16 protein-coding genes are annotated in these 16,739 nt (G+C 73.4%); 12 read left to right on the top strand and 4 right to left on the bottom strand.

Translation table 11 applies throughout. The features are described 5' to 3' along the window. The first annotated feature begins 17 nt into the window (after positions 1-17). Together AB0J97_RS30240 and AB0J97_RS30235 are read left to right on the top strand one after the other, a co-directional pair. Positions 18-1,985, top strand: a complete 1,968-nt coding sequence (locus AB0J97_RS30240; RefSeq protein ID WP_364094661.1) for an AarF/UbiB family protein — start codon at positions 18-20, stop codon at positions 1,983-1,985. 95 nt (positions 1,986-2,080) lie between these two features. Then, positions 2,081-2,614, top strand: coding sequence for an NAD(P)H-dependent oxidoreductase (locus AB0J97_RS30235; RefSeq protein ID WP_364094658.1), 534 nt, complete (start codon positions 2,081-2,083; stop codon positions 2,612-2,614). Between the two features lie 13 nt (positions 2,615-2,627). On the opposite strand, the gene arfB is transcribed toward AB0J97_RS30235, so the two are convergent. After that, on the bottom strand, positions 2,628-3,038 hold the full coding sequence (arfB, locus tag AB0J97_RS30230; protein ID WP_364094655.1) for an alternative ribosome rescue aminoacyl-tRNA hydrolase ArfB: 411 nt from the start codon (positions 3,036-3,038) through the stop codon (positions 2,628-2,630). Between the two features lie 145 nt (positions 3,039-3,183). Here arfB and AB0J97_RS30225 point away from each other — a divergent pair, with 145 nt between their 5' ends. Then, positions 3,184-3,963, top strand: a complete 780-nt coding sequence (locus AB0J97_RS30225) for a hypothetical protein (RefSeq protein WP_357695722.1) — start codon at positions 3,184-3,186, stop codon at positions 3,961-3,963. A gap of 19 nt (positions 3,964-3,982) precedes the next feature. On the opposite strand, the gene AB0J97_RS30220 is transcribed toward AB0J97_RS30225, so the two are convergent. Next, positions 3,983-4,249, bottom strand: a complete 267-nt coding sequence (locus AB0J97_RS30220; protein ID WP_357695724.1) for a helix-turn-helix transcriptional regulator — start codon at positions 4,247-4,249, stop codon at positions 3,983-3,985. Positions 4,250-4,408: 159 nt separating this feature from the next. Between AB0J97_RS30220 and AB0J97_RS30215 the strand changes: the two genes are divergently transcribed. The 3 genes from AB0J97_RS30215 (at position 4,409) to AB0J97_RS30205 (ending at position 7,459) form a co-directional block, all read left to right on the top strand. Then, the gene (locus tag AB0J97_RS30215) at positions 4,409-5,230 is read left to right on the top strand and encodes a hypothetical protein (protein WP_357695726.1); all 822 of its coding nucleotides are present in this window, start codon (positions 4,409-4,411) and stop codon (positions 5,228-5,230) included. Continuing rightward, complete coding sequence (locus AB0J97_RS30210) at positions 5,227-5,817, top strand: HAD family phosphatase (protein WP_357695728.1); 591 nt, start codon at positions 5,227-5,229, stop codon at positions 5,815-5,817. The genes AB0J97_RS30215 and AB0J97_RS30210 overlap by 4 nt, the downstream gene beginning before the upstream one ends. 85 nt (positions 5,818-5,902) lie before the next feature. Further along, positions 5,903-7,459, top strand: coding sequence for an alkaline phosphatase D family protein (locus AB0J97_RS30205; RefSeq protein ID WP_364094647.1), 1,557 nt, complete (start codon positions 5,903-5,905; stop codon positions 7,457-7,459). Positions 7,460-7,567: 108 nt separating this feature from the next. On the opposite strand, the gene AB0J97_RS30200 is transcribed toward AB0J97_RS30205, so the two are convergent. After that, positions 7,568-9,316 (bottom strand): efflux RND transporter periplasmic adaptor subunit, encoded by a 1,749-nt coding sequence (locus tag AB0J97_RS30200; protein WP_364094644.1) that lies wholly within the window; start codon positions 9,314-9,316, stop codon positions 7,568-7,570. A gap of 176 nt (positions 9,317-9,492) precedes the next feature. Between AB0J97_RS30200 and AB0J97_RS30195 the strand changes: the two genes are divergently transcribed. Genes AB0J97_RS30195 through AB0J97_RS30170 form a run of 6 tightly spaced genes read left to right on the top strand, consistent with a single transcriptional unit; the run spans position 9,493 to position 15,341 of the window. Next, positions 9,493-10,602, top strand: coding sequence for a biotin/lipoyl-binding protein (locus AB0J97_RS30195; protein ID WP_364094641.1), 1,110 nt, complete (start codon positions 9,493-9,495; stop codon positions 10,600-10,602). Continuing rightward, entirely contained in the window at positions 10,599-11,354 is a 756-nt protein-coding gene (locus AB0J97_RS30190; protein WP_364094638.1) for an ABC transporter ATP-binding protein, read from the top strand. Before AB0J97_RS30195 ends, AB0J97_RS30190 begins: the two co-directional genes overlap by 4 nt. Beyond that, on the top strand, positions 11,341-12,600 hold the full coding sequence (locus AB0J97_RS30185) for an ABC transporter permease (RefSeq protein ID WP_364094635.1): 1,260 nt from the start codon (positions 11,341-11,343) through the stop codon (positions 12,598-12,600). The genes AB0J97_RS30190 and AB0J97_RS30185 overlap by 14 nt, the downstream gene beginning before the upstream one ends. A gap of 10 nt (positions 12,601-12,610) precedes the next feature. Next, the gene (locus tag AB0J97_RS30180; RefSeq protein WP_364094633.1) at positions 12,611-13,159 is read left to right on the top strand and encodes a hypothetical protein; all 549 of its coding nucleotides are present in this window, start codon (positions 12,611-12,613) and stop codon (positions 13,157-13,159) included. After that, positions 13,156-13,848 (top strand): response regulator transcription factor, encoded by a 693-nt coding sequence (locus AB0J97_RS30175; RefSeq protein ID WP_357695739.1) that lies wholly within the window; start codon positions 13,156-13,158, stop codon positions 13,846-13,848. Before AB0J97_RS30180 ends, AB0J97_RS30175 begins: the two co-directional genes overlap by 4 nt. Next, positions 13,845-15,341, top strand: a complete 1,497-nt coding sequence (locus AB0J97_RS30170) for a HAMP domain-containing sensor histidine kinase (protein WP_364094629.1) — start codon at positions 13,845-13,847, stop codon at positions 15,339-15,341. Before AB0J97_RS30175 ends, AB0J97_RS30170 begins: the two co-directional genes overlap by 4 nt. Here AB0J97_RS30170 and AB0J97_RS30165 read toward each other — a convergent pair. Beyond that, a complete protein-coding gene (locus AB0J97_RS30165; RefSeq protein WP_364094626.1) occupies positions 15,326-16,708 on the bottom strand; it encodes an FG-GAP and VCBS repeat-containing protein in 1,383 nt (460 codons plus the stop codon). The genes AB0J97_RS30170 and AB0J97_RS30165 overlap by 16 nt on opposite strands. Between the last annotated feature and the right edge of the window lie 31 nt (positions 16,709-16,739).

Below are 16,739 nucleotides of genomic sequence, written 5' to 3'. Positions count from 1 at the left end.
TGGCATGATCCCTCCTCATGGAGCTCCTGGGCACGCTGTTCGTCTCGCTCGCCATCCTGGTGATGATCCTGTTGCTGGCGACGGCGGCCCAACGCCTGCTCGGGGTCAGGTTCGGCGCGTTACGCACCTTCCTGGCCGCGATGGTGGCCTGGGGCCTGGCCCAGCCGATGCTGACGCCGGTGATCGCCTCGTTCGGGCCGGTCGACCCGCAGACCACGCCCGACGCGGGCGCGCTCGGGATGCTGCTCCTGGTCGCCATGTGCATGGTGCTCATCCCGATGGTGATCCTGGTGCTCGCCGAGGCGCTGGTGCCGCCCGGCTCGGTGCCGGGGCCGCTGGAGGTGCTGCGCTCGCTGCGCGGACGGATCCGCCGGGCCAGGCGCTACTCGCAGATCACCAGGATCGCGTTCCGGCACGGCCTCGGCCCCTACCTGCGGGGCCGCGGCGACAGCCTGGACGACAGGTCGGGCAAGGTGCGCCTGGCCAGATCGCTGCGCCAGGCGCTCGACGACGGCGGCGTCACCTTCGTCAAGCTCGGCCAGGTCCTGTCCACCCGGCGCGACCTGCTGCCGGCCGAGTTCATCGACGAGCTGGGCCGCCTTCAGGACCACGTCGCCCCCGCGCCGTGGGAGCGGATCGAGCCGGTGCTCGCCGCCGAGCTGGGCGGGCCGGTCGAGGAGGTGTTCGCCGCCTTCGACCGTACGCCGCTGGCCGCCGCCTCCATCGGCCAGGCCCACACCGCGCGCCTGCACACCGGCGAGAGCGTCGTGGTCAAGGTCCGCAGGCCGGGCATCGAGCGCGTGGTGGCCCAGGACCTCGACATCGTCCGCCGGCTGGCCGCCACGCTGGAGTCCAGGACGCGGTGGGGGCGTTCGCTGGGGTTGCGCGACCTGGCCGAGGGGTTCGCCACCGCCATCCGCGAGGAGCTGGACTTCCGCGTCGAGGCCGCCAACATGGCCGCCGTGGCCGCCTCCGGCAGCGGCGGCGTCACCTACCCCGAGCCGTTCCCCGCGCTCTGCACCGAACAGGTGCTGGTCATGCGGCGCCTGTCGGGCGGCCCGGTCACCGCCGCCGCCCCCGAGCAGGGCCCCGGGCTGGCCCGCGACCTGCTCGACTGCCTGCTCAGGCAGATCCTCGTCGAGGGCGTCTTCCACGCCGACCCCCACCCCGGCAACCTCATGCTGCTCGACGACGGCACGCTCGGCCTGCTCGACTTCGGCTCGGTCGGCCGCCTGGACGCCTCCGTCCGCTCGGCCCTGCAACGTTTCCTGCTCGCGATGAACCGGCAGGACCCGCTCGGCGTCACCGACGCGCTGCTGGAGGTGGTGCCGCGGCCGGAGGAGATCGACGAGGCCGCGCTGGAGAGGGCGCTCGGCCAGTTCATGGCCCGGCACCTCGGGCCCGGCATGGACAGCGCGCAGATGTTCACCGACCTGTTCAGGATCGTCTCGGAGTACGGGCTGTCCATCCCGCCCGAGGTGGCCGCCGTCTTCCGCGCCCTGGCCACGCTGGAGGGCACGCTCGTGCGCCTGTCGCCCGGCTTCAACCTGATCGGCGAGGCCCGCGCGTTCGCCGGCCGTTACCTGGCCGAGCGGGCCGGGCCCGAGTCGGTCAAGGAGGCCGTCGGGCAGGAGCTGGCCGCGCTGCTGCCGATGTTGCGCCGCCTGCCCCGCCGGGTCGAGCGCATCGCCAGCGCCGCCGAGCACGGCAGGTTCAGCCTGAACGTCCGGCTGCTGGCCGACGACCGCGATCGCCGCTACGTCACCGGGCTGGTCCACCAGGTGCTGCTCACCGTGCTCGGCGCCACGGCCGGGCTCATGGCGGTGCTGCTGCTCGGCATCGAGGGCGGCCCCGTGGTGATCGGCACCACGAGCCTGTACCAGCTCCTCGGCTACAACCTGCTGGTGATCGCGGCGATCATGGTGCTGCGGGTGCTCGCGTTGATCTTCCGGCGCCCGCCTGACCAGGAGCGTCACCGGCGCTGAGCCGAAGACAGAGCTGCTTTTGACCTTGAGCTGGTCTTGGACATCCCAGGCATCGGGAAGTTTCCAGGTGACACCGGAACGCCTGGGGAGCATAGGTGAAAATCATCGGGATCGCCGCCAGTCTCCACGCGGGGTCATTCATCAACAGATTGCTGGACGCAGCGGGCGGCGAACTGCCGGAGGGCGTCCGGTTCGAGATCTGGACGGGGATGGGCGACGTCCCGCCGTACCAGCCGGGCAAGGTGCCGGTGGCGGCCAGGGAACTGCTCGGGCTGGTCGCCGGGGCCGACGCGGTACTGCTGACGGCTCCCGAGCACAGCCTGCTGCCGGTGGAGCTGACGTACACGCTGGAGTGGTTGTCGGCGGGGGACGTGCTGTCCGGCAAGCACGTGGCGGTGATGAGCGCGAGCGCGCGGGCGTGCGGCGCGATGTGGGCGCAGGCGGAGCTCTACAAGCGGCTCCAGGGCGCGGACGCGGTCGTGATGGGCGCCGAGCTGGTCATCTCGCCGGCCTGCCCGCACTTCGACGACGACGGCCACCTCACCGACCCCGTGCTGCGCGGCCAGGTGCGCGCGGTGATCGGGCAGCTCTGCCCGGCGGGCGTCAGGGAGCCGGCGTTCTCCCTCTGAGCCCGCGCGGGGATCAGTGCGGGGCGCGGCGCAGGCGCTTGACGTCGGAACGGAGCTTCTTGCCCGCGATGCGGCGTTCGACGGAGCCGCGGCTGGGCTTGGTCGGACGGCGGCGCTTGGGCGGCGGCGCGACGGCCTCCCTGAGGCGCTGGGCCAGCCGGTGACCGGCGGCCTCCCTGTTGCGCAGCTGGGAACGGTACTCCGAGGCCACGACGGTGATCGTGCCGGCGCCCAGGCGGTCGAGCGCGCGGGCCTTGAGCGCGGGCGGGATCGCGGTGCTCGCGGCCACGTCGAAGACCAGCTCCACGCGGCTGTCGGTGGTGTTGACACCCTGGCCGCCCGGACCTGAGGAACGGGAGAAACGCCAGACGAGCTCGGCGTCGGGGATGACGATCGAGTCGTTGACGATCAGCGGGCCGGGCATGGGTGGGGCTCCTGTTCCAGGTGGATGCGCCTTGTCGAGGTCATTGTCACCGTATATGAGCGACATATACCGTACGCAACGGCATTTTCAATGTTTGCCCTCACTGCGAATATGGAGAGAACATTCCGCGGGAGGGGCTAATTCCATGGACCCGAAGTGGGTCGCCCAGGCGGCGCTCACCGTTGGACTCGCGGTGGTCTCCGCCGTCGTCTTCCTGCTGTTGCGGTGCCAGGGGAAGGGGCGGCCGTTCGGGCCCGCCGGGCGGCGGCTCGCGGTCGCCATCAGCCTGCTCACCGGCGGCCTGTCGGCCACTGTCGCGCTGGCCGGGCACGCGCTGCTGAACGACTCCCTCGCCACCGTCCTGGGCGCAGTCGCGCCGAGCGGCCTGTGGCTCAGCCAGATGCGGGCCAGGCAGGACGAGCGGCGCTCGCTGGCCCGGGAGGCGGCCACGTTCTGGCTGGTGTCGCTGCTGGCCCGGCTCGACCAGGCGATGGCCGAGGACGAGCGCGTCTGGTGCGAGAAGCGGGTGGACCCGTCCTGGAACGTCTACGAGCTGAGCCTGGCCGCGGCGCGCTACCACGAGCGCATGCGCGACCGCCTGTCGGCCGACGACCGGCGGCGCGAACGGGTGCACGCCCGGCTGGACGCCGTCGAGCGCAGGCTGGACGTGGCCGCCCTGATCGAGGACGGCGCCGCCCGCTCGAAGGTGGCCACCGCGCTCACCCTCTCCCGCCACACCAAGACCCCCAGGTACGAGCGCTATCTCGGCAACCTCAACCGCCTGCACGGCGTGCTGCGGCACGACGCCGAGAACGACGTGCTGCGCCTGCTGGCCGCGGCCTACCGGGCCGGCTACCGCTCCCTGCCGGGGTACGTGCCGCCGTCACGGGCCCGCGCCGGCGAGCACATCATGCGAGCACGCTGAACGGGCGCGCTGAACCGGCTCAGGTGAGTGCCGTGGGGGAGCCTTCGGCGTCGCCGAGCGTGAGCTCCAGGCGGGCGCCGAGCGCGTCGACGACCGCGCCGAGCGTGCGCAACGTGAGGTTCTCGTCGCCGGAGAGTATCTGGCTCACCCGGCCGGGCGAGACGCCCAGCGACGCGGCGAGATCGGCCCGGGTGATCTTGTGCTCCCGCATGTACCAGGTGATCTCGTCGACGACCTCCTGGGCGAGACCGCCCACCTCGTCGCGGGAGTTCCGGCGGAAGGCCATCTCGGTCTCGCTCTCGACGCTGTCCGTCCTCGTGACTCCACTTTAGCTCTACCTAAACCTTTAGGCAAGCCTAAACCCCGACCGCTCTTGACGCGCGTGGACGAGCGGCGTATGCCAATATCCGCGGAAGATCGAGCGGTCAGGGGTGGGGGAGGCGCTGTGACGGCCATCGTGGGCGTGCACGGGATCGGCAAGTACAACTATTTCCTGGAGGCCGGCGGGTCGGCCGCCGGGGCCGCCGAGGCCATGCGCCTCAAATGGGACCGCTACCTGCACGCGGCGCTCGGCGGCGGGACCGGCGCCTACTTCAGCGAGGTCGCCTACTTCTCCCACCTCCTGCGCGACCCCAAGCCGGGGGAGAGCTCCCCGCAGGCGGCCGCGCGGGTGGAGGCCGCCACGCAGCAGGTGCTCGTCGAATGGGCCAAGGACCTCGGGCTCGGCGAGCACGTCACCGGCGCGCTCAAGTCGTTCACCGGGTGGCTGCTCGGCAGGCTCGACACCAGGTCCGCGGCGTTCGCCAAGCTGTTCGCGCCCGAGGTCGCGGTCTACCTCACCGACCAGGAGAGGCGCGAGCGGTGCCGGCGGGCCGTGGCCGACGCCATCCGCAGGAACCGGCCCAGGGTGGTGATCGCCCACTCGCTCGGCAGCGTCGTGGCGTACGAGGCCCTGTGGGCCAACCCCGACCTGCCCGTGGACCTGCTCCTGACGCTCGGCAGCCCGCTCGGCATGCGCAACGTCGTCTTCGAGCGCCTGCTGCCCGCCCCCGTCAACGGCCTCGGCGAGCGCCCGAAGAACGTCGCCCGCTGGGTGAACATCGCCGACAAGGACGACATCGCCGCCATCCCGCCCGCGCTGCGCGCCAGTTTCACCGGCGTGGACGTCGAAGAGCTGGTCAACCTGGACTGGATCGACTTCCACACGGCCGAGAAGTACCTGGGTTGCCCGGCGCTCGACCCGCATCTGCGACCATTCCTTGCATGACGTGGATTGTGTTCGACTACGGCAGCGTCCTGTCCCTTCCCCAGTCCGAGTCCGACAACGAGGCCATGGCGCGGGCCGTCGGGGCCGAGCCGGAAGGGTTCGCACGCGGCTACTGGGAGCACCGCCTGGAGTTCGACCGGGCGAGCCTGAGCCCCGTCGCCTACTGGTCGGCCGTGCTGGGCCGGGCCGCCACCCCGTCCGAGGTCGCCCGCCTGGTGGCCATGGACGTCGCGAGCTGGGCCTATCCCGACGAGGGCACGGTCGCCGTCCTCGGGGAGATCCTCGACGCGGGCGGCGGCGTGGCGTTGCTGTCGAACATGCCCGTCTGCATGGCCGACGGCCTGGACGAGCTGCCCTGGATCGCCGCCATCGGCCACCGCTTCTACAGCGGCAGGATGGGCCTGGTGAAACCCGACCGGGAGATCTTCGACGAGGTCGCCCGCGAGCTGGCCGCCGACCCGTCCGAGATCGTCTTCGTCGACGACCGCGCAGAGAACGTCGAGGGCGCCGAGCGCGCGGGCATGACCGGCGTGCTGTTCACCGGCGCCGCCGCGCTCCGCAAGTCCCTGCGCGAGCTGCCCCGCTGACCGCCCGCCGGGACGACCGCCGCTGTTCACCCACGCTTGACTCGCCTGTCACGACGGGGTCAGCGCGGGCGGACATACCTGGAGCGTGGACCGCAGAACGTTCCTGACAGCGGCGGCGGCCGGCCTCCTCGCGCCCGGCGCCGTCACCCCGCCCGCCTCCGCCACGACACTCAAGTCCGACCCGTTCACCCTCGGCGTGGCCTCCGGCGACCCCTCCGCCGACGGCTTCGTCCTGTGGACCCGGCTGGCCGTCGACCCGCTGAGCGGCGACGGCCGCGGCGGCATGCCCACGCGCGACGTGGAGGTCGACTGGCAGGTCGCCACCGACGAGCGCTTCTCCTCGGTCGTGCGGTCGGGCACCGTGACCGCCCGGCCGCGCGACGCCCACAGCGTGCACGTCGAGCTGGAGGGCCTGGAGCCCGGCCGCGACTACTTCTACCGGTTCAGGAGCCAGGGCCGGCTCTCGCCCGCCGCCCGCACCAGGACGACGCCCGCCGGGGAGAGCCCGCTCACCTTCGCCGTGGCCGCCTGCGCGCACTACGAGCACGGCTACTACACCGCCTACCGCCGCCTGGCCGAGCAGGAGCCCGACCTGGTGGTCTTCCTCGGCGACTACATGTACGAGTACGGCCCCAGCGGCTACACCGCCCTGGCCGGACGGGTGCGCACGCACACGCCGGGCAAGTGCGCCACGCTCGCCGACTACCGGCTGCGGCACGCCCAGTACAAGAGCGACCACGACCTCCAGGCCGCCCACGCGGTCGCGCCCTGGCTGGTGGCCTTCGACGACCACGAGGTGGAGAACAACTGGGCCGGCCCCGTCTCCAGCACCGGCGCGCCCGGCTTCGCCCGCCGCCGCGCCGACGCCTTCCGCGCGTACTACGAGAACATGCCGCTGCGCCGGGCCAGCCTCCAGGGAGCCGTGCTGCGCATCAACCGGCGCGTCTCCTGGGGGACGCTGGCCCGCTTCCACCTGCTGGACACCCGCCAGTTCCGCGACGACCAGGCCTGCCTGGACGGGGTGCGGGCCGGTTGTGACGAACGGCTGTCCGACCGGCGCACGCTGCTCGGCTCGGCCCAGTGGCGGTGGCTGGAGGAGGGGCTGAGCGGGTCCGGAACCCGGTGGAACCTGCTGGGGCAGCAGATCCTGATGGCCCAGCGCGACTACAAGATCGGGCCCGGCCACGAGGTGAACCTCGACTCCTGGGACGGCTACGCCGCCGAGCGCACCCGCCTGCTCGGGTCGCTGTCCACCACCTCCAACCCCGTCGTGCTGACCGGGGACGCCCACATGCACCACCTGGCCGACCTCAAGGCCGACTTCGACGACCCGGACTCGCCGGTGGTGGCGAGGGAACTGGTGACGTCGTCGATCGCCAGCGACGGCGACGGCTACCGGGACCGGACGTGGATCGCCGAGGCCCTCCAGGAGAACCCGCACATCTCCTTCATCGACCAGCGGCGGGGATACCTCATGGCCCGGCTGACCCGGGACGAACTGTCGGTGGACTTCCGCACGCTCGACCACATCTCCCGCCGCGGCGCGCAGGCCCGCACCGCGCACCGGCTCACCGTCCCGGCCGAACCGGCCCGCTCGGCGGCGGGGCGGGCCGCCGTCCGTCCCGTGCCGCGCCACGGCTGAGGGACGGCGGGGGCTTCGTGGGGGGCGGCTGAAGGTTTGCTGGGAGCGGGCTGGGGATCGGCTGGGGATCGGCTGGGAACCGCCGGTGCCGGATGGTCGGACGGTCGCTCAGGCGCCCGGCCAGGTCGCGTCGGGGAACTCGCCGGTGGCGGTGCCGGACATGACGACCTGGTCGCGCTCGTCGAGACCTGAGGTGATCTCGACGTACTGGTCGCCGCGGACGCCGGTGGCGACGACCTTCGCGGCGTCCTGCCCGCCCGAGCGTACGGTGACGACCTGGGCGCCGTCGGAACGGCTGCGGACGGCGGCGGCCGGGACGTAGATCGCGTCCTTGGTCTCGGCCGTCGTCACCGAGACCGTGGCGGTCTGGCCGAGCATGAGGCCCGTGGGCGGCTCGTCGAAGGCCAGGGTGACGGAGTAGCGGACGAGCTGGTCCTCGACGGTGGCGGTCGGGGCGATGGCGGTGACCGTCCCGCTGTGGTGCTCGCCGGGGCGGGTGGCCAGGGTGACGGTGGCCTTCTGGCCGAGTTTGAGGCGGTTGACGTCCGATTCGGTGACCATGGCCTGGACCTGGAGTTCGTTGAGGTTGCCGAGGCTGATGAAGGCGCCCGTGCCGGCCGTGTCGCCGACCGCGCCCGCCACCGACAGGACGGTGCCCGAGGCGGGGGCCACGATGCGGGTCGCGCGTACGGCGTCGGCGGCCTGCTCCAGGGCGGCTTCGGCGCGGTCCACGTTCGCGGCGGCCTGGTCCTCGGTGATCCCGCCCTTGGCGCCGGTGCCCGCGTTCGTGCCGGTGCCGGGGTTCGTGCCGGTGGTGGCGGTTCGGGCGGTGCTGCCCCGGGAGGTCGTGGCCCGGGAGGTCGTGCCGGGGGAGCAGGAGCCGGTGGGGCGGGGGGAGGACGTTCTGGGGGTGGCCTTCGCCGTGGGCCTGGCGCTCTGGGACGGGGTCGGGGTGGTCGTCGGCCTGGTCGTGGCGGGGGGTGCGGGGGTGGACGGCGTGCCGGGGGAGGAGGTGTGGCCGCCTCCCGGGGTGCCGTCGCCGGGCGGGGTCGCCGTCACGGTCACGGTGGCCGTCACCGTGGCGGTCGCGGTGGCGGTCACGGTGGCGGTCTCGGTGACCGTCGCCGTGGGATGGGGCTCGGGGGTGTTCTCGGTGGGGGTGGGTGTCGGCGTCCTGCCGGGGGTGGGGGACGTGGTGGGGGTCCTGGTGTTGGCGAGAGGCCCGCCGGGGGTGGGGGTCGCGGCGGTGTTGTGAGCCGTGGCCTCGCCGGGGCTGGTGGGGGTGGCCGGGGTGCTGGGAGGGGTGGTCGGGCCGAGGACGCCCTCGCCCTTGGGGCTTCCGCTGCTCGGGGTGGGCTTTGGGGAGGCCGACGGGGTGGGGCAGGCGGCGGAGTTCGGCGACCCGGGGGTCCCAGGGGAGCCGGTGGCGGCCGGGTTCGGTGAGCCGGGGGTGGCGGCGGTGCGGGGGGACGGGGTGGACGGGGTGGACGGGGTGCCGGTGGCGGTGGACGTGTCGAGGGCTTCCTGGGCGGCGGCCAGGTCGGCCTTGGCGGCCGCGTACGCCTCCCGAGCCGCCCGCCCGTCGATCCTGGCCAGCACCTGCCCCTTGGTCACCTTGGCCCCGACCTTGACGTACACCTTGGTCAGCGGGCCGGACGAACCGAACGCCAGGTCCCGGCGGGCCCCGTCCACGGTGTTGCCGGCGGCGCTGACCAGGGCCGTGACCTGGCCCCGCTGAGCGGCGGCGAGCCGTACCCGCACGGCGGGAGGGGCGTCGTCGCGGAGTGCCAGCGCCAGGCCCGACCCGGCGACGAGCACGGCCAGGGCGAGCCCGCCCAGCGCGAAAGTCGGTCTCATGACCGCCCATCCTGGCCGACCAGGTTCGCGGCAGCCTGCGAGCAGCCTGAGAGTTCCCTGTGTGGCCCGGCGCGGGCCCAGGTTGTCAGCGAACGTTCAGCTCCGTCACGGCTGCGGCGCAGGCTGGTGTGCAAGGGTCACCGGCTGTGAAGGTGTCGACAACGCGCAGAGCGCTGATGACCAACGGAGCACTGGGCGTGCTCCTGCTGGGCGGTGCCGCGCTCGCCTACGTCCAGCTCGGCACGGACCGTGCGGCGGGCGAGACGGTCGTGCGCACGGTGAGCGCGAGCCGCGGCTCGGTGACCGCGTCGGTGTCCGCGTCGGGCGCGGTGGCCAGTTCCAAGACCAGGGCCCTGTCGTTCGGCACGAGCGGCACGGTCGAGCGGATCTACGTCAAGGCCGGGGACAAGGTCGACAAGGGCGACATCCTGGCCAGGCTCGACGACTCCGCGGCCCAGGAGAGCCTGTCGGCGGCCAAGGCCACGTACCAGAGCGCGATCGACGAGGGCACCGGCACGGCCGCCCTGTACGCCTCCTACGTCAAGGCGCGCAACGCCTACCGCGAGGCCGAGCGCACGGTCGCGGCCACCGTCCTGCGGGCGCCGTTCAAGGGCACGGTCACGGCGGTGAACGGATCCGTCGGAGGCACCGCCTCCGGCTCGGGCGGAAGCGGAAGCGGGAGCGGGAGTGGGAGTGGAAGCGGCCAGAGCCAGTCGCAGGGCCAGTCCCAGAGCGGCGGCACGGGGACGGGCGGGTTCGTCGACCTGGCCGACACCGGACGCCTCCAGCTCGTGGGCACCTTCACCGAGTCCGACGTCGGCAAGCTCAAGCAGAGCCAGAAGGCCACCGTCACCTTCGACGCCCTGCCGGGGGTGACCGCGGACGGCAAGGTCACACAGATCCAGCCGGTCGCCACCACCAGCAACAACGTCGTCCAGTACCCGGTCACGGTCACCTTCACCAAGGTGCCGTCCCAGGTCAGGCTGGGCCAGACCGCCACCGTCGAGGTGGTCGTCGGCCAGGCGGACGACGTCGTCACCGTCCCCTCCACCGCGGTCTCCACCAGCGGCGGTCAGACCACGGTCACCCTGCTCAGGAACGGCCGCCAGGTCAGGACCGCGGTCGAGGTCGGCGTCCAGGGCACGGCGCTCACCGAGATCAGGTCGGGGGTGTCGGAGGGCGACCAGCTCGTGCCTCCGGCGACCGGCACGCAGAGCGGCACCAACCAGCGCGGCGGGTTCGGCGGCGGGTTCCCCGGCGGCGGCATGCCGGGAGGCGGGCGATGACGGCCCCGGCCACCGCGACGGCGGCCCCCGTCCTGCGGGTGAAGGACCTCGTCAAGGAGTACGGCGAGGGCGACGCCAAGGTGCGCGCCCTGCGCGGCATCAGCCTGGACGTCGAGCGCGGCGACTACCTCGCCATCATGGGCGCCTCCGGCTCCGGCAAGTCCACCCTGATGAACATCCTCGGCTGCCTCGACGTGCCCACCTCGGGCACGTACCAGATCGACGGCTCGGATGTGGGGCGGCTGGCCGAGCGCCAGCTCGCGATCCTGCGCAACCGCAGGGTGGGGTTCGTCTTCCAGTCCTTCAACCTGATCCCGCGCATGAGCGCGCTGGCCAACGTCGAGCTGCCGCTCGTGTACGGCGGCGTCGCCCCGGCCGAGCGGCGCTCCCGTGCCCTGGCCGCGCTGGAGCAGGTCGGGCTGACCGACCGGGTGCGGCACGAGCCGAACCAGCTCTCCGGCGGCCAGCAGCAGCGCGTGGCCGTGGCCAGGGCGCTGGTCACCGCGCCCGCGCTGCTGCTCGCCGACGAGCCCACCGGCAACCTGGACACCGCCTCCACCCGCGACGTGCTGCAGATCCTCGACCGGCTCAGCCAGTCGGGACGCACGATCGTGCTCATCACCCACGAGGACGACGTGGCCGCGCACGCCAAACGGGTGATCCGGCTGGTGGACGGCGAGATCGTGGAGGACCGCCGCCAGGCGCCGGTCGACGGACAGCCCCCGAGGACGGCGGCCAGTGAACCAGCTTGAGATCCTCCGCTTCGCGCTGCGCGGCCTGCTGGCCAACAAGATGCGCAGCGCCCTGACCACGCTGGGCATCCTCATCGGCGTCGCCGCGGTCATCCTGCTGGTGGCGGTCGGCGAGGGCTCCTCGCAGAGCATCCAGAAGAACATCCAGCGCCTCGGCGCCAACACGCTGACGATCTCCCCGTCCTTCTCCGGCGGAGGCGGCGGAGGGGGCTTCGGCGGGCGCGGGCCGGGCGGTGGCGGCGGCAACACCGGGCCGCGCACCCAGGCCAGGCAGCTCAGCCTGGCCGACGCCAAGGCGCTGACCGACCGGACGCTCGCGCCGTCGGTCAGGTCCGTCTCGCCGGTGGTCGACGCCTCCTCCTCCACCGCCGCGTACGGCGCCGCCAGCCACACGATCGCGCAGTTCGTCGGCACCTACCCCAGCTACTTCGAGGCCATGAACAAGCCCGTGGCCAAGGGCACGTACTTCTTCAACGACGACGTGCTGGCCGCCAGGAAGGTCGTGGTGCTCGGGCAGACGGTGGTGGAGGAGCTGTTCGGCACGGTGGACCCGATCGGCCGGCAGGTCAGCGTGTCCGGGGTGCCGTTCACGGTGGTGGGGGTGCTCAAGGAGAGCGGCTCCACCGGCATGCAGGACGCCGACGACGTGGCCGTCGCGCCGCTGCCGGCCGTGCAGCAGAGCCTGAGCGGGTTCGGCTCGCTCGGCTCGATCGTCGTGCAGGCCACCGGCGCGGAGGCCACCACGGCGGCGCAGGCGGAGGTGACCGCCATCCTCAACCAGCGGCACGGCATCACCGACGGCAACGCCGACTACCGCGTACTCAACCAGGCCACGCTGCAGGAGACGGTGAGCGAGGCGACCGGCACGTTCACCGTGCTGCTCGGGGCCGTGGCGGCGATCTCGCTGCTGGTGGGCGGCATCGGCATCACCAACATCATGCTGGTCACCGTGACCGAGCGGACCCGCGAGATCGGCATCCGCAAGGCGATCGGCGCGCCGCGCGGCGCGATCCTCGGCCAGTTCCTGATGGAGGCCACGCTGCTCAGCCTGGTCGGCGGGCTGCTGGGGGTGCTGGTGGCCTTCCTCGGCACCAGGTTCACCGTGGCCGGCATCGAACCGGTCCTCGTGCCCTCGTCCGTCGCGCTGGCGCTGGGCGTGTCGGTGGGGATCGGGCTGTTCTTCGGCAGTTATCCCGCCAACAGGGCGGCCAAGCTCCGGCCGATCCAGGCCCTGCGGCATGAGTAAGGAGAATGACATGGACAGGCTCGACTCCTCGCCCTTCCCCGACGACCTGGGGGAGGAGCTCGCCGTCCAGCCGCGCAAGGGCGTCTCGAAGCTGACGCTCGGGCTGGCCGCCGGGGTCCTGCTGGTGGCGGGCGTCCTCATCGGGATCCAGGCGGGCAAACTGTTCGGCACGTCCACCGGGACGCCGGCCGCCGCGCAGCTCCAACGTCAGAACGGCCAGTTCCCCGGCGGCGGCTACGGCCAGCGCGGCTACGGCGGCCAGCCCGGCGGAGGACAGCCGGGCGGCGGCCAGAACGGCGGCCTCGGGCAGCGCATGGGCGGCGGCACGATCGGCACCGTCGAGAAGGTCGACGGCGACAAGCTCTACGTCAAGACCATGGACGGCTCCACGGTGACGGTCACCACCAGCGACCAGACCACGGTCCAGATCTCCAAGCCCGGCAAGGTCGCCGACCTGGCCGCCGGCACCACGGTCGTGGTGCGCGGCCAGCAGTCCGGCGACGGCTCGGTCACCGCGACCACGATCACGCAGGGCACGCAGGGAGGGGGCCCGCGATGAGCGGACCCGAGGCCAGGCTGCTGGTGGTCGACGACGAACCCAACATCAGGGAGCTGTTCTCGGCCAGCCTGCGCATGGCCGGGTTCGAGGTGCTGACCGCCGCCGACGGGCGGGAGGCGCTGCGGGTGGCCGAGGAGAGCACGCCCGATCTGGTGATGCTCGACGTGATGCTGCCCGACATCGACGGCCTGGCGGTCGCGGGAAGGCTGCGGTCCCGCGGCCGCCGGGTCCCGGTGCTGTTCGTCACCGCCAAGGACACGCCGGAGGACCGGATCGCGGGCCTCGGCCTCGGCGAGGACTACGTGACCAAGCCGTTCAGCCTGGAGGAGGTCATCGCCCGGATCCGGGCCGTGCTGCGCAGGACCCGCAGGGGCGCGCCGCCGCCCAACCGGCTGAGCGTCGCCGACCTGGAGCTGGACGAGGAGAGCCACGAGGTCTGGCGCGACGGCGTCCCGGTGCGGCTGTCGCCGACGGAGTTCCGGCTGCTGCGGTACTTCATGCTGAACGTGGGCCGGGTGCTGTCCAAGACGCAGATCCTCGACCACGTCTGGAACGGCGACTGGCGCACCGACGTGGGCCTGGTCGAGTCGTACGTGTCCTACCTGCGCCGTAAGATCGACAACGGCGACCGCAAGTACCTGCACACGCTGCGCGGGGTCGGCTACATCCTGCGTCCGCCCCGCATATGAGGAAGCACCTCGCCCGCGCCCCGCTCTGGCTGCGCCTGGTCTCGGCCACGCTGCTGCTGGTCACCCTCGCCATCACGCTGACCGGCCTGTTCGCCGTGCGACTGCTGCGCGGGTACCTGGTCGAGCGGGTGGACCGGCAACTGGTGGCGGCCGGCGCGCCGCGCGACATGCCGCCGCCGCCCGAGGCCTGGCCGGTCGGACGGCAGCCGCAGCGCTTCTTCGGGCTGTTCCACTCGGTGCTGGTGGACGCGGGCGGCGCCACCGTACGGGTGATGAGCGAGTCCACCGAGGAGCACACGCCCAGGCTGCCCCGGCTGACCGGCGCGGACGTCGCCGCGCGCGGCGGGCGGCCGTTCACCGTCGAGTCGACGGCGCCCGGCGGACCGGACTGGCGGGTGGTCGCCGTGCCCGGCCGCGACGGCGGCAGCCGGATCATCGCCATCAGCCTCGGCGACGTCGAGGGCACGGTACGCCGGCTCGCCCTCATCGTGGCCTTCGCCGGCGGCGGCACGCTGGTCGTGCTCGGCGTCGCCTGCTACTGGCTGGTCCGGCGGAGCCTGCGCCCGCTGCGCGAGATCGGCAGCACCGCCAGGGACATCGCGGGCGGCGACCTGTCGCGCCGGGTGCCGATGTGGGCGAGCACCACCGAGGTCGGCAAGCTCGGCCGTTCGCTCAACGGCATGCTGGCCCAGATCGAGGCGGCGGTGCGCGAGCGGGAGGCGGCGGCGGAGTCGGCGCGCGAGTCGGCCACGGCGGCGCGGCGTTCGGAGGAGGTCATGCGCCGGTTCATGGCCGACGCCTCGCACGAGCTGCGCACGCCGCTGACCTCGATCAGGGGGTTCGCCGAGCTGTTCCGGCTGGGCCAGGAGAAGGACCTGGCCGAGGCCGTGCGGCTGCTGAGCCGGATCGAGGGACAGGCCGCGCGCATGGGGCTGCTGGTGGAGGACATGCTGCTGCTGGCCAGGCTGGACCAGCGGCGGGAGCTGGCCCGGCGGCCGGTGGACCTGCTCAGCCTGGCCGCGACCGCGGTGATCGACGCCCAGACGCTCGCCCCGGACCGGCGGATCGAGCTGGTCCGCCTGGACGGCGGCGAGGGCGAGGTGCTGGTGACCGGCGACGAGTCGCGGCTCGGCCAGGTGCTCGGGAACCTGGTGAGCAACGCGTTGCAGCACACGCCGCCGGGGACGCCGTTCGAGGTGCGCGTCGGCGTGGACGGCGAGCGGGCCGTGGTGGAGGTGGCCGACGAGGGGCCGGGGTTCCCGCCGGAGGTGGCCGAGCGGGTGTTCGAGCGGTTCTACCGGGCCGACCCGGCGCGCGGGGTGGGCGGGGCCGGGCTGGGGCTGTCGATCGCGGCGACGCTGGTGGAGGCGCATGGCGGCGTCGTCATGGCGGAGGGGGAGCCGGGCAAGGGCGGCCTGTTCCGCGTGCTCCTGCCGTCCGAGCCGCCGCCGGGGCGGGCCGCCGCGGGGTCCGGGGGTCAGCCGAAGGTGTAGCCGTACAGGCCGGCGCCCTGGGAGACCTGGCGCAGCGGGCCCAGGCGCAGGCCGGGCTCGCGGACGCCGGGGGCGTACATGACCAGGCCCTGGTCGGGGGCGGCGATCAGCAGCCCGTCCAGGGGGCGTCCGGCGGCCAGCGCGCGGAAGCGGCCGCCGCGCCCGCCGGGGAGCGTGGCCAGCGAGGCGCCGAAGTCGCGGCCCCTGCCCTTGATCAGCAGGTTCCCCACCCGGGTCAGGCCGCCCGACGCGCGCCCCTGGAGCACCTGGACGGCGTGCTCGCCCGGCACGCCGACGGCCAGCTCGTCCCTGCCGTCGCCGGTGAAGTCCCCGGCGGCCAGCGCCGCGCCGAACCGGTCGTAGTAGCGCGGCTCGCCCTTCAGCGAGCGTTGCGACCACGCCTCGCTCCCGTGGGTGCGCAGGCCGGCGCGCGAGCCGTACAGGACGTCCACGGTGCCGTCGCCGTAGTCCATGGCCCGCTGGTTCGCGCTGAGGCCCTCGCCGGGGACGCCGATCGCCAGGTCGTCGCGGCCGTCGCCGTCGAAGTCGCCGGTGGCCAGGGCCGCGCCGAAGGCGTCCCACTTCTCCGCGGCGCCGGCGATGCCGGGCGAGCTCTGCGTGAGCAGCCGGGCCCGGCGGGCGCGCGGGTCGAGCACGGTCACCGAGCCCTGGCCGTCCAGGCGCACGCTGTCGGCGGGCGCGCCGACGGCCAGCTCGTCCCGGCCGTCGCCGTCGAAGTCGCCGGCCGCCAGCGCCGCCCCCCACTGGTCGGTGACGTTCGCCGTCTGCCGCACCCACGACGTCTTCTGGGTGACCCGGTACGTCGCGCGCCCCTTCGTCCAGTAGACGGTGACGGCGCCGCCCGAGGAGTGGCTGGGGGAGCCCACGGCCAGCTCGTCGCGGCCGTCGCCGTCGAAGTCGCCGGCCGCCAGCGCCGCGCCGAACCGGTCGCTGCCCCGCCCGGCCGGCGCCAGCTCCTCCCCGGCGACCAGGCCGCCGGGGGAGCCGTCGAAGATCTGCACGACGCCGTTGCCGTCCGCGCCGGGCACCCGTGCCCCGTCGAACTCCTCCGACACCCCGACCGCCAGGTCGGCGCAGCGGTCGCCGTTGAAGTCGCCGACGGCCAGCGCCGAGCCGAAGGCGTCCCCGGGTTCCGCGCCGGGCTGGGTGAGCGTGACGGTCCGGCCCGAGCCGTACATGACGGTGACCGATCCGGCCCTGGAGTCGTCGTAGGGGGCGGCGACGGCGATGTCGGCGCGGCCGTCGCCGTCGAAGTCGAGGGGGTGCCCGCCGCACGCGCGGGCGGCGGCGGGGCCGGTGCCGGAGACGAGGGGGACGACCAGGCAGGCGGCGAGCAACGCGTTCATACGGACAGTCATCTCCGTTGTGGTCGAACCC

This window comes from Nonomuraea sp. NPDC049607 (assembly GCF_040675375.1).
Lineage (GTDB): Bacteria > Actinomycetota > Actinomycetes > Streptosporangiales > Streptosporangiaceae > Nonomuraea.
Note: the sequence above shows the minus strand (reverse complement) of the source record. Positions and strands in the feature narration are given on the sequence as shown.

Excerpts from the sequence above, each read along its gene's own strand:
- AB0J97_RS30240 (WP_364094661.1), top strand. The coding sequence starts at position 18 with ATGGAGCTCCTGGGCACGCTGTTCGTCTCGCTCGCCATCCTGGTGATG.
- arfB (WP_364094655.1), bottom strand. The coding sequence starts at position 3,038 with ATGCCCGGCCCGCTGATCGTCAACGACTCGATCGTCATCCCCGACGCC.
- AB0J97_RS30225 (WP_357695722.1), top strand. The coding sequence starts at position 3,184 with ATGGACCCGAAGTGGGTCGCCCAGGCGGCGCTCACCGTTGGACTCGCG.
- AB0J97_RS30220 (WP_357695724.1), bottom strand. The coding sequence starts at position 4,249 with ATGGCCTTCCGCCGGAACTCCCGCGACGAGGTGGGCGGTCTCGCCCAG.
- AB0J97_RS30210 (WP_357695728.1), top strand. The coding sequence starts at position 5,227 with ATGACGTGGATTGTGTTCGACTACGGCAGCGTCCTGTCCCTTCCCCAG.
- AB0J97_RS30200 (WP_364094644.1), bottom strand. The coding sequence starts at position 9,316 with ATGAGACCGACTTTCGCGCTGGGCGGGCTCGCCCTGGCCGTGCTCGTC.
- AB0J97_RS30195 (WP_364094641.1), top strand. The coding sequence starts at position 9,493 with ATGACCAACGGAGCACTGGGCGTGCTCCTGCTGGGCGGTGCCGCGCTC.
- AB0J97_RS30190 (WP_364094638.1), top strand. The coding sequence starts at position 10,599 with ATGACGGCCCCGGCCACCGCGACGGCGGCCCCCGTCCTGCGGGTGAAG.
- AB0J97_RS30180 (WP_364094633.1), top strand. The coding sequence starts at position 12,611 with ATGGACAGGCTCGACTCCTCGCCCTTCCCCGACGACCTGGGGGAGGAG.
- AB0J97_RS30175 (WP_357695739.1), top strand. The coding sequence starts at position 13,156 with ATGAGCGGACCCGAGGCCAGGCTGCTGGTGGTCGACGACGAACCCAAC.
- AB0J97_RS30170 (WP_364094629.1), top strand. The coding sequence starts at position 13,845 with ATGAGGAAGCACCTCGCCCGCGCCCCGCTCTGGCTGCGCCTGGTCTCG.
- AB0J97_RS30165 (WP_364094626.1), bottom strand. The coding sequence starts at position 16,708 with ATGAACGCGTTGCTCGCCGCCTGCCTGGTCGTCCCCCTCGTCTCCGGC.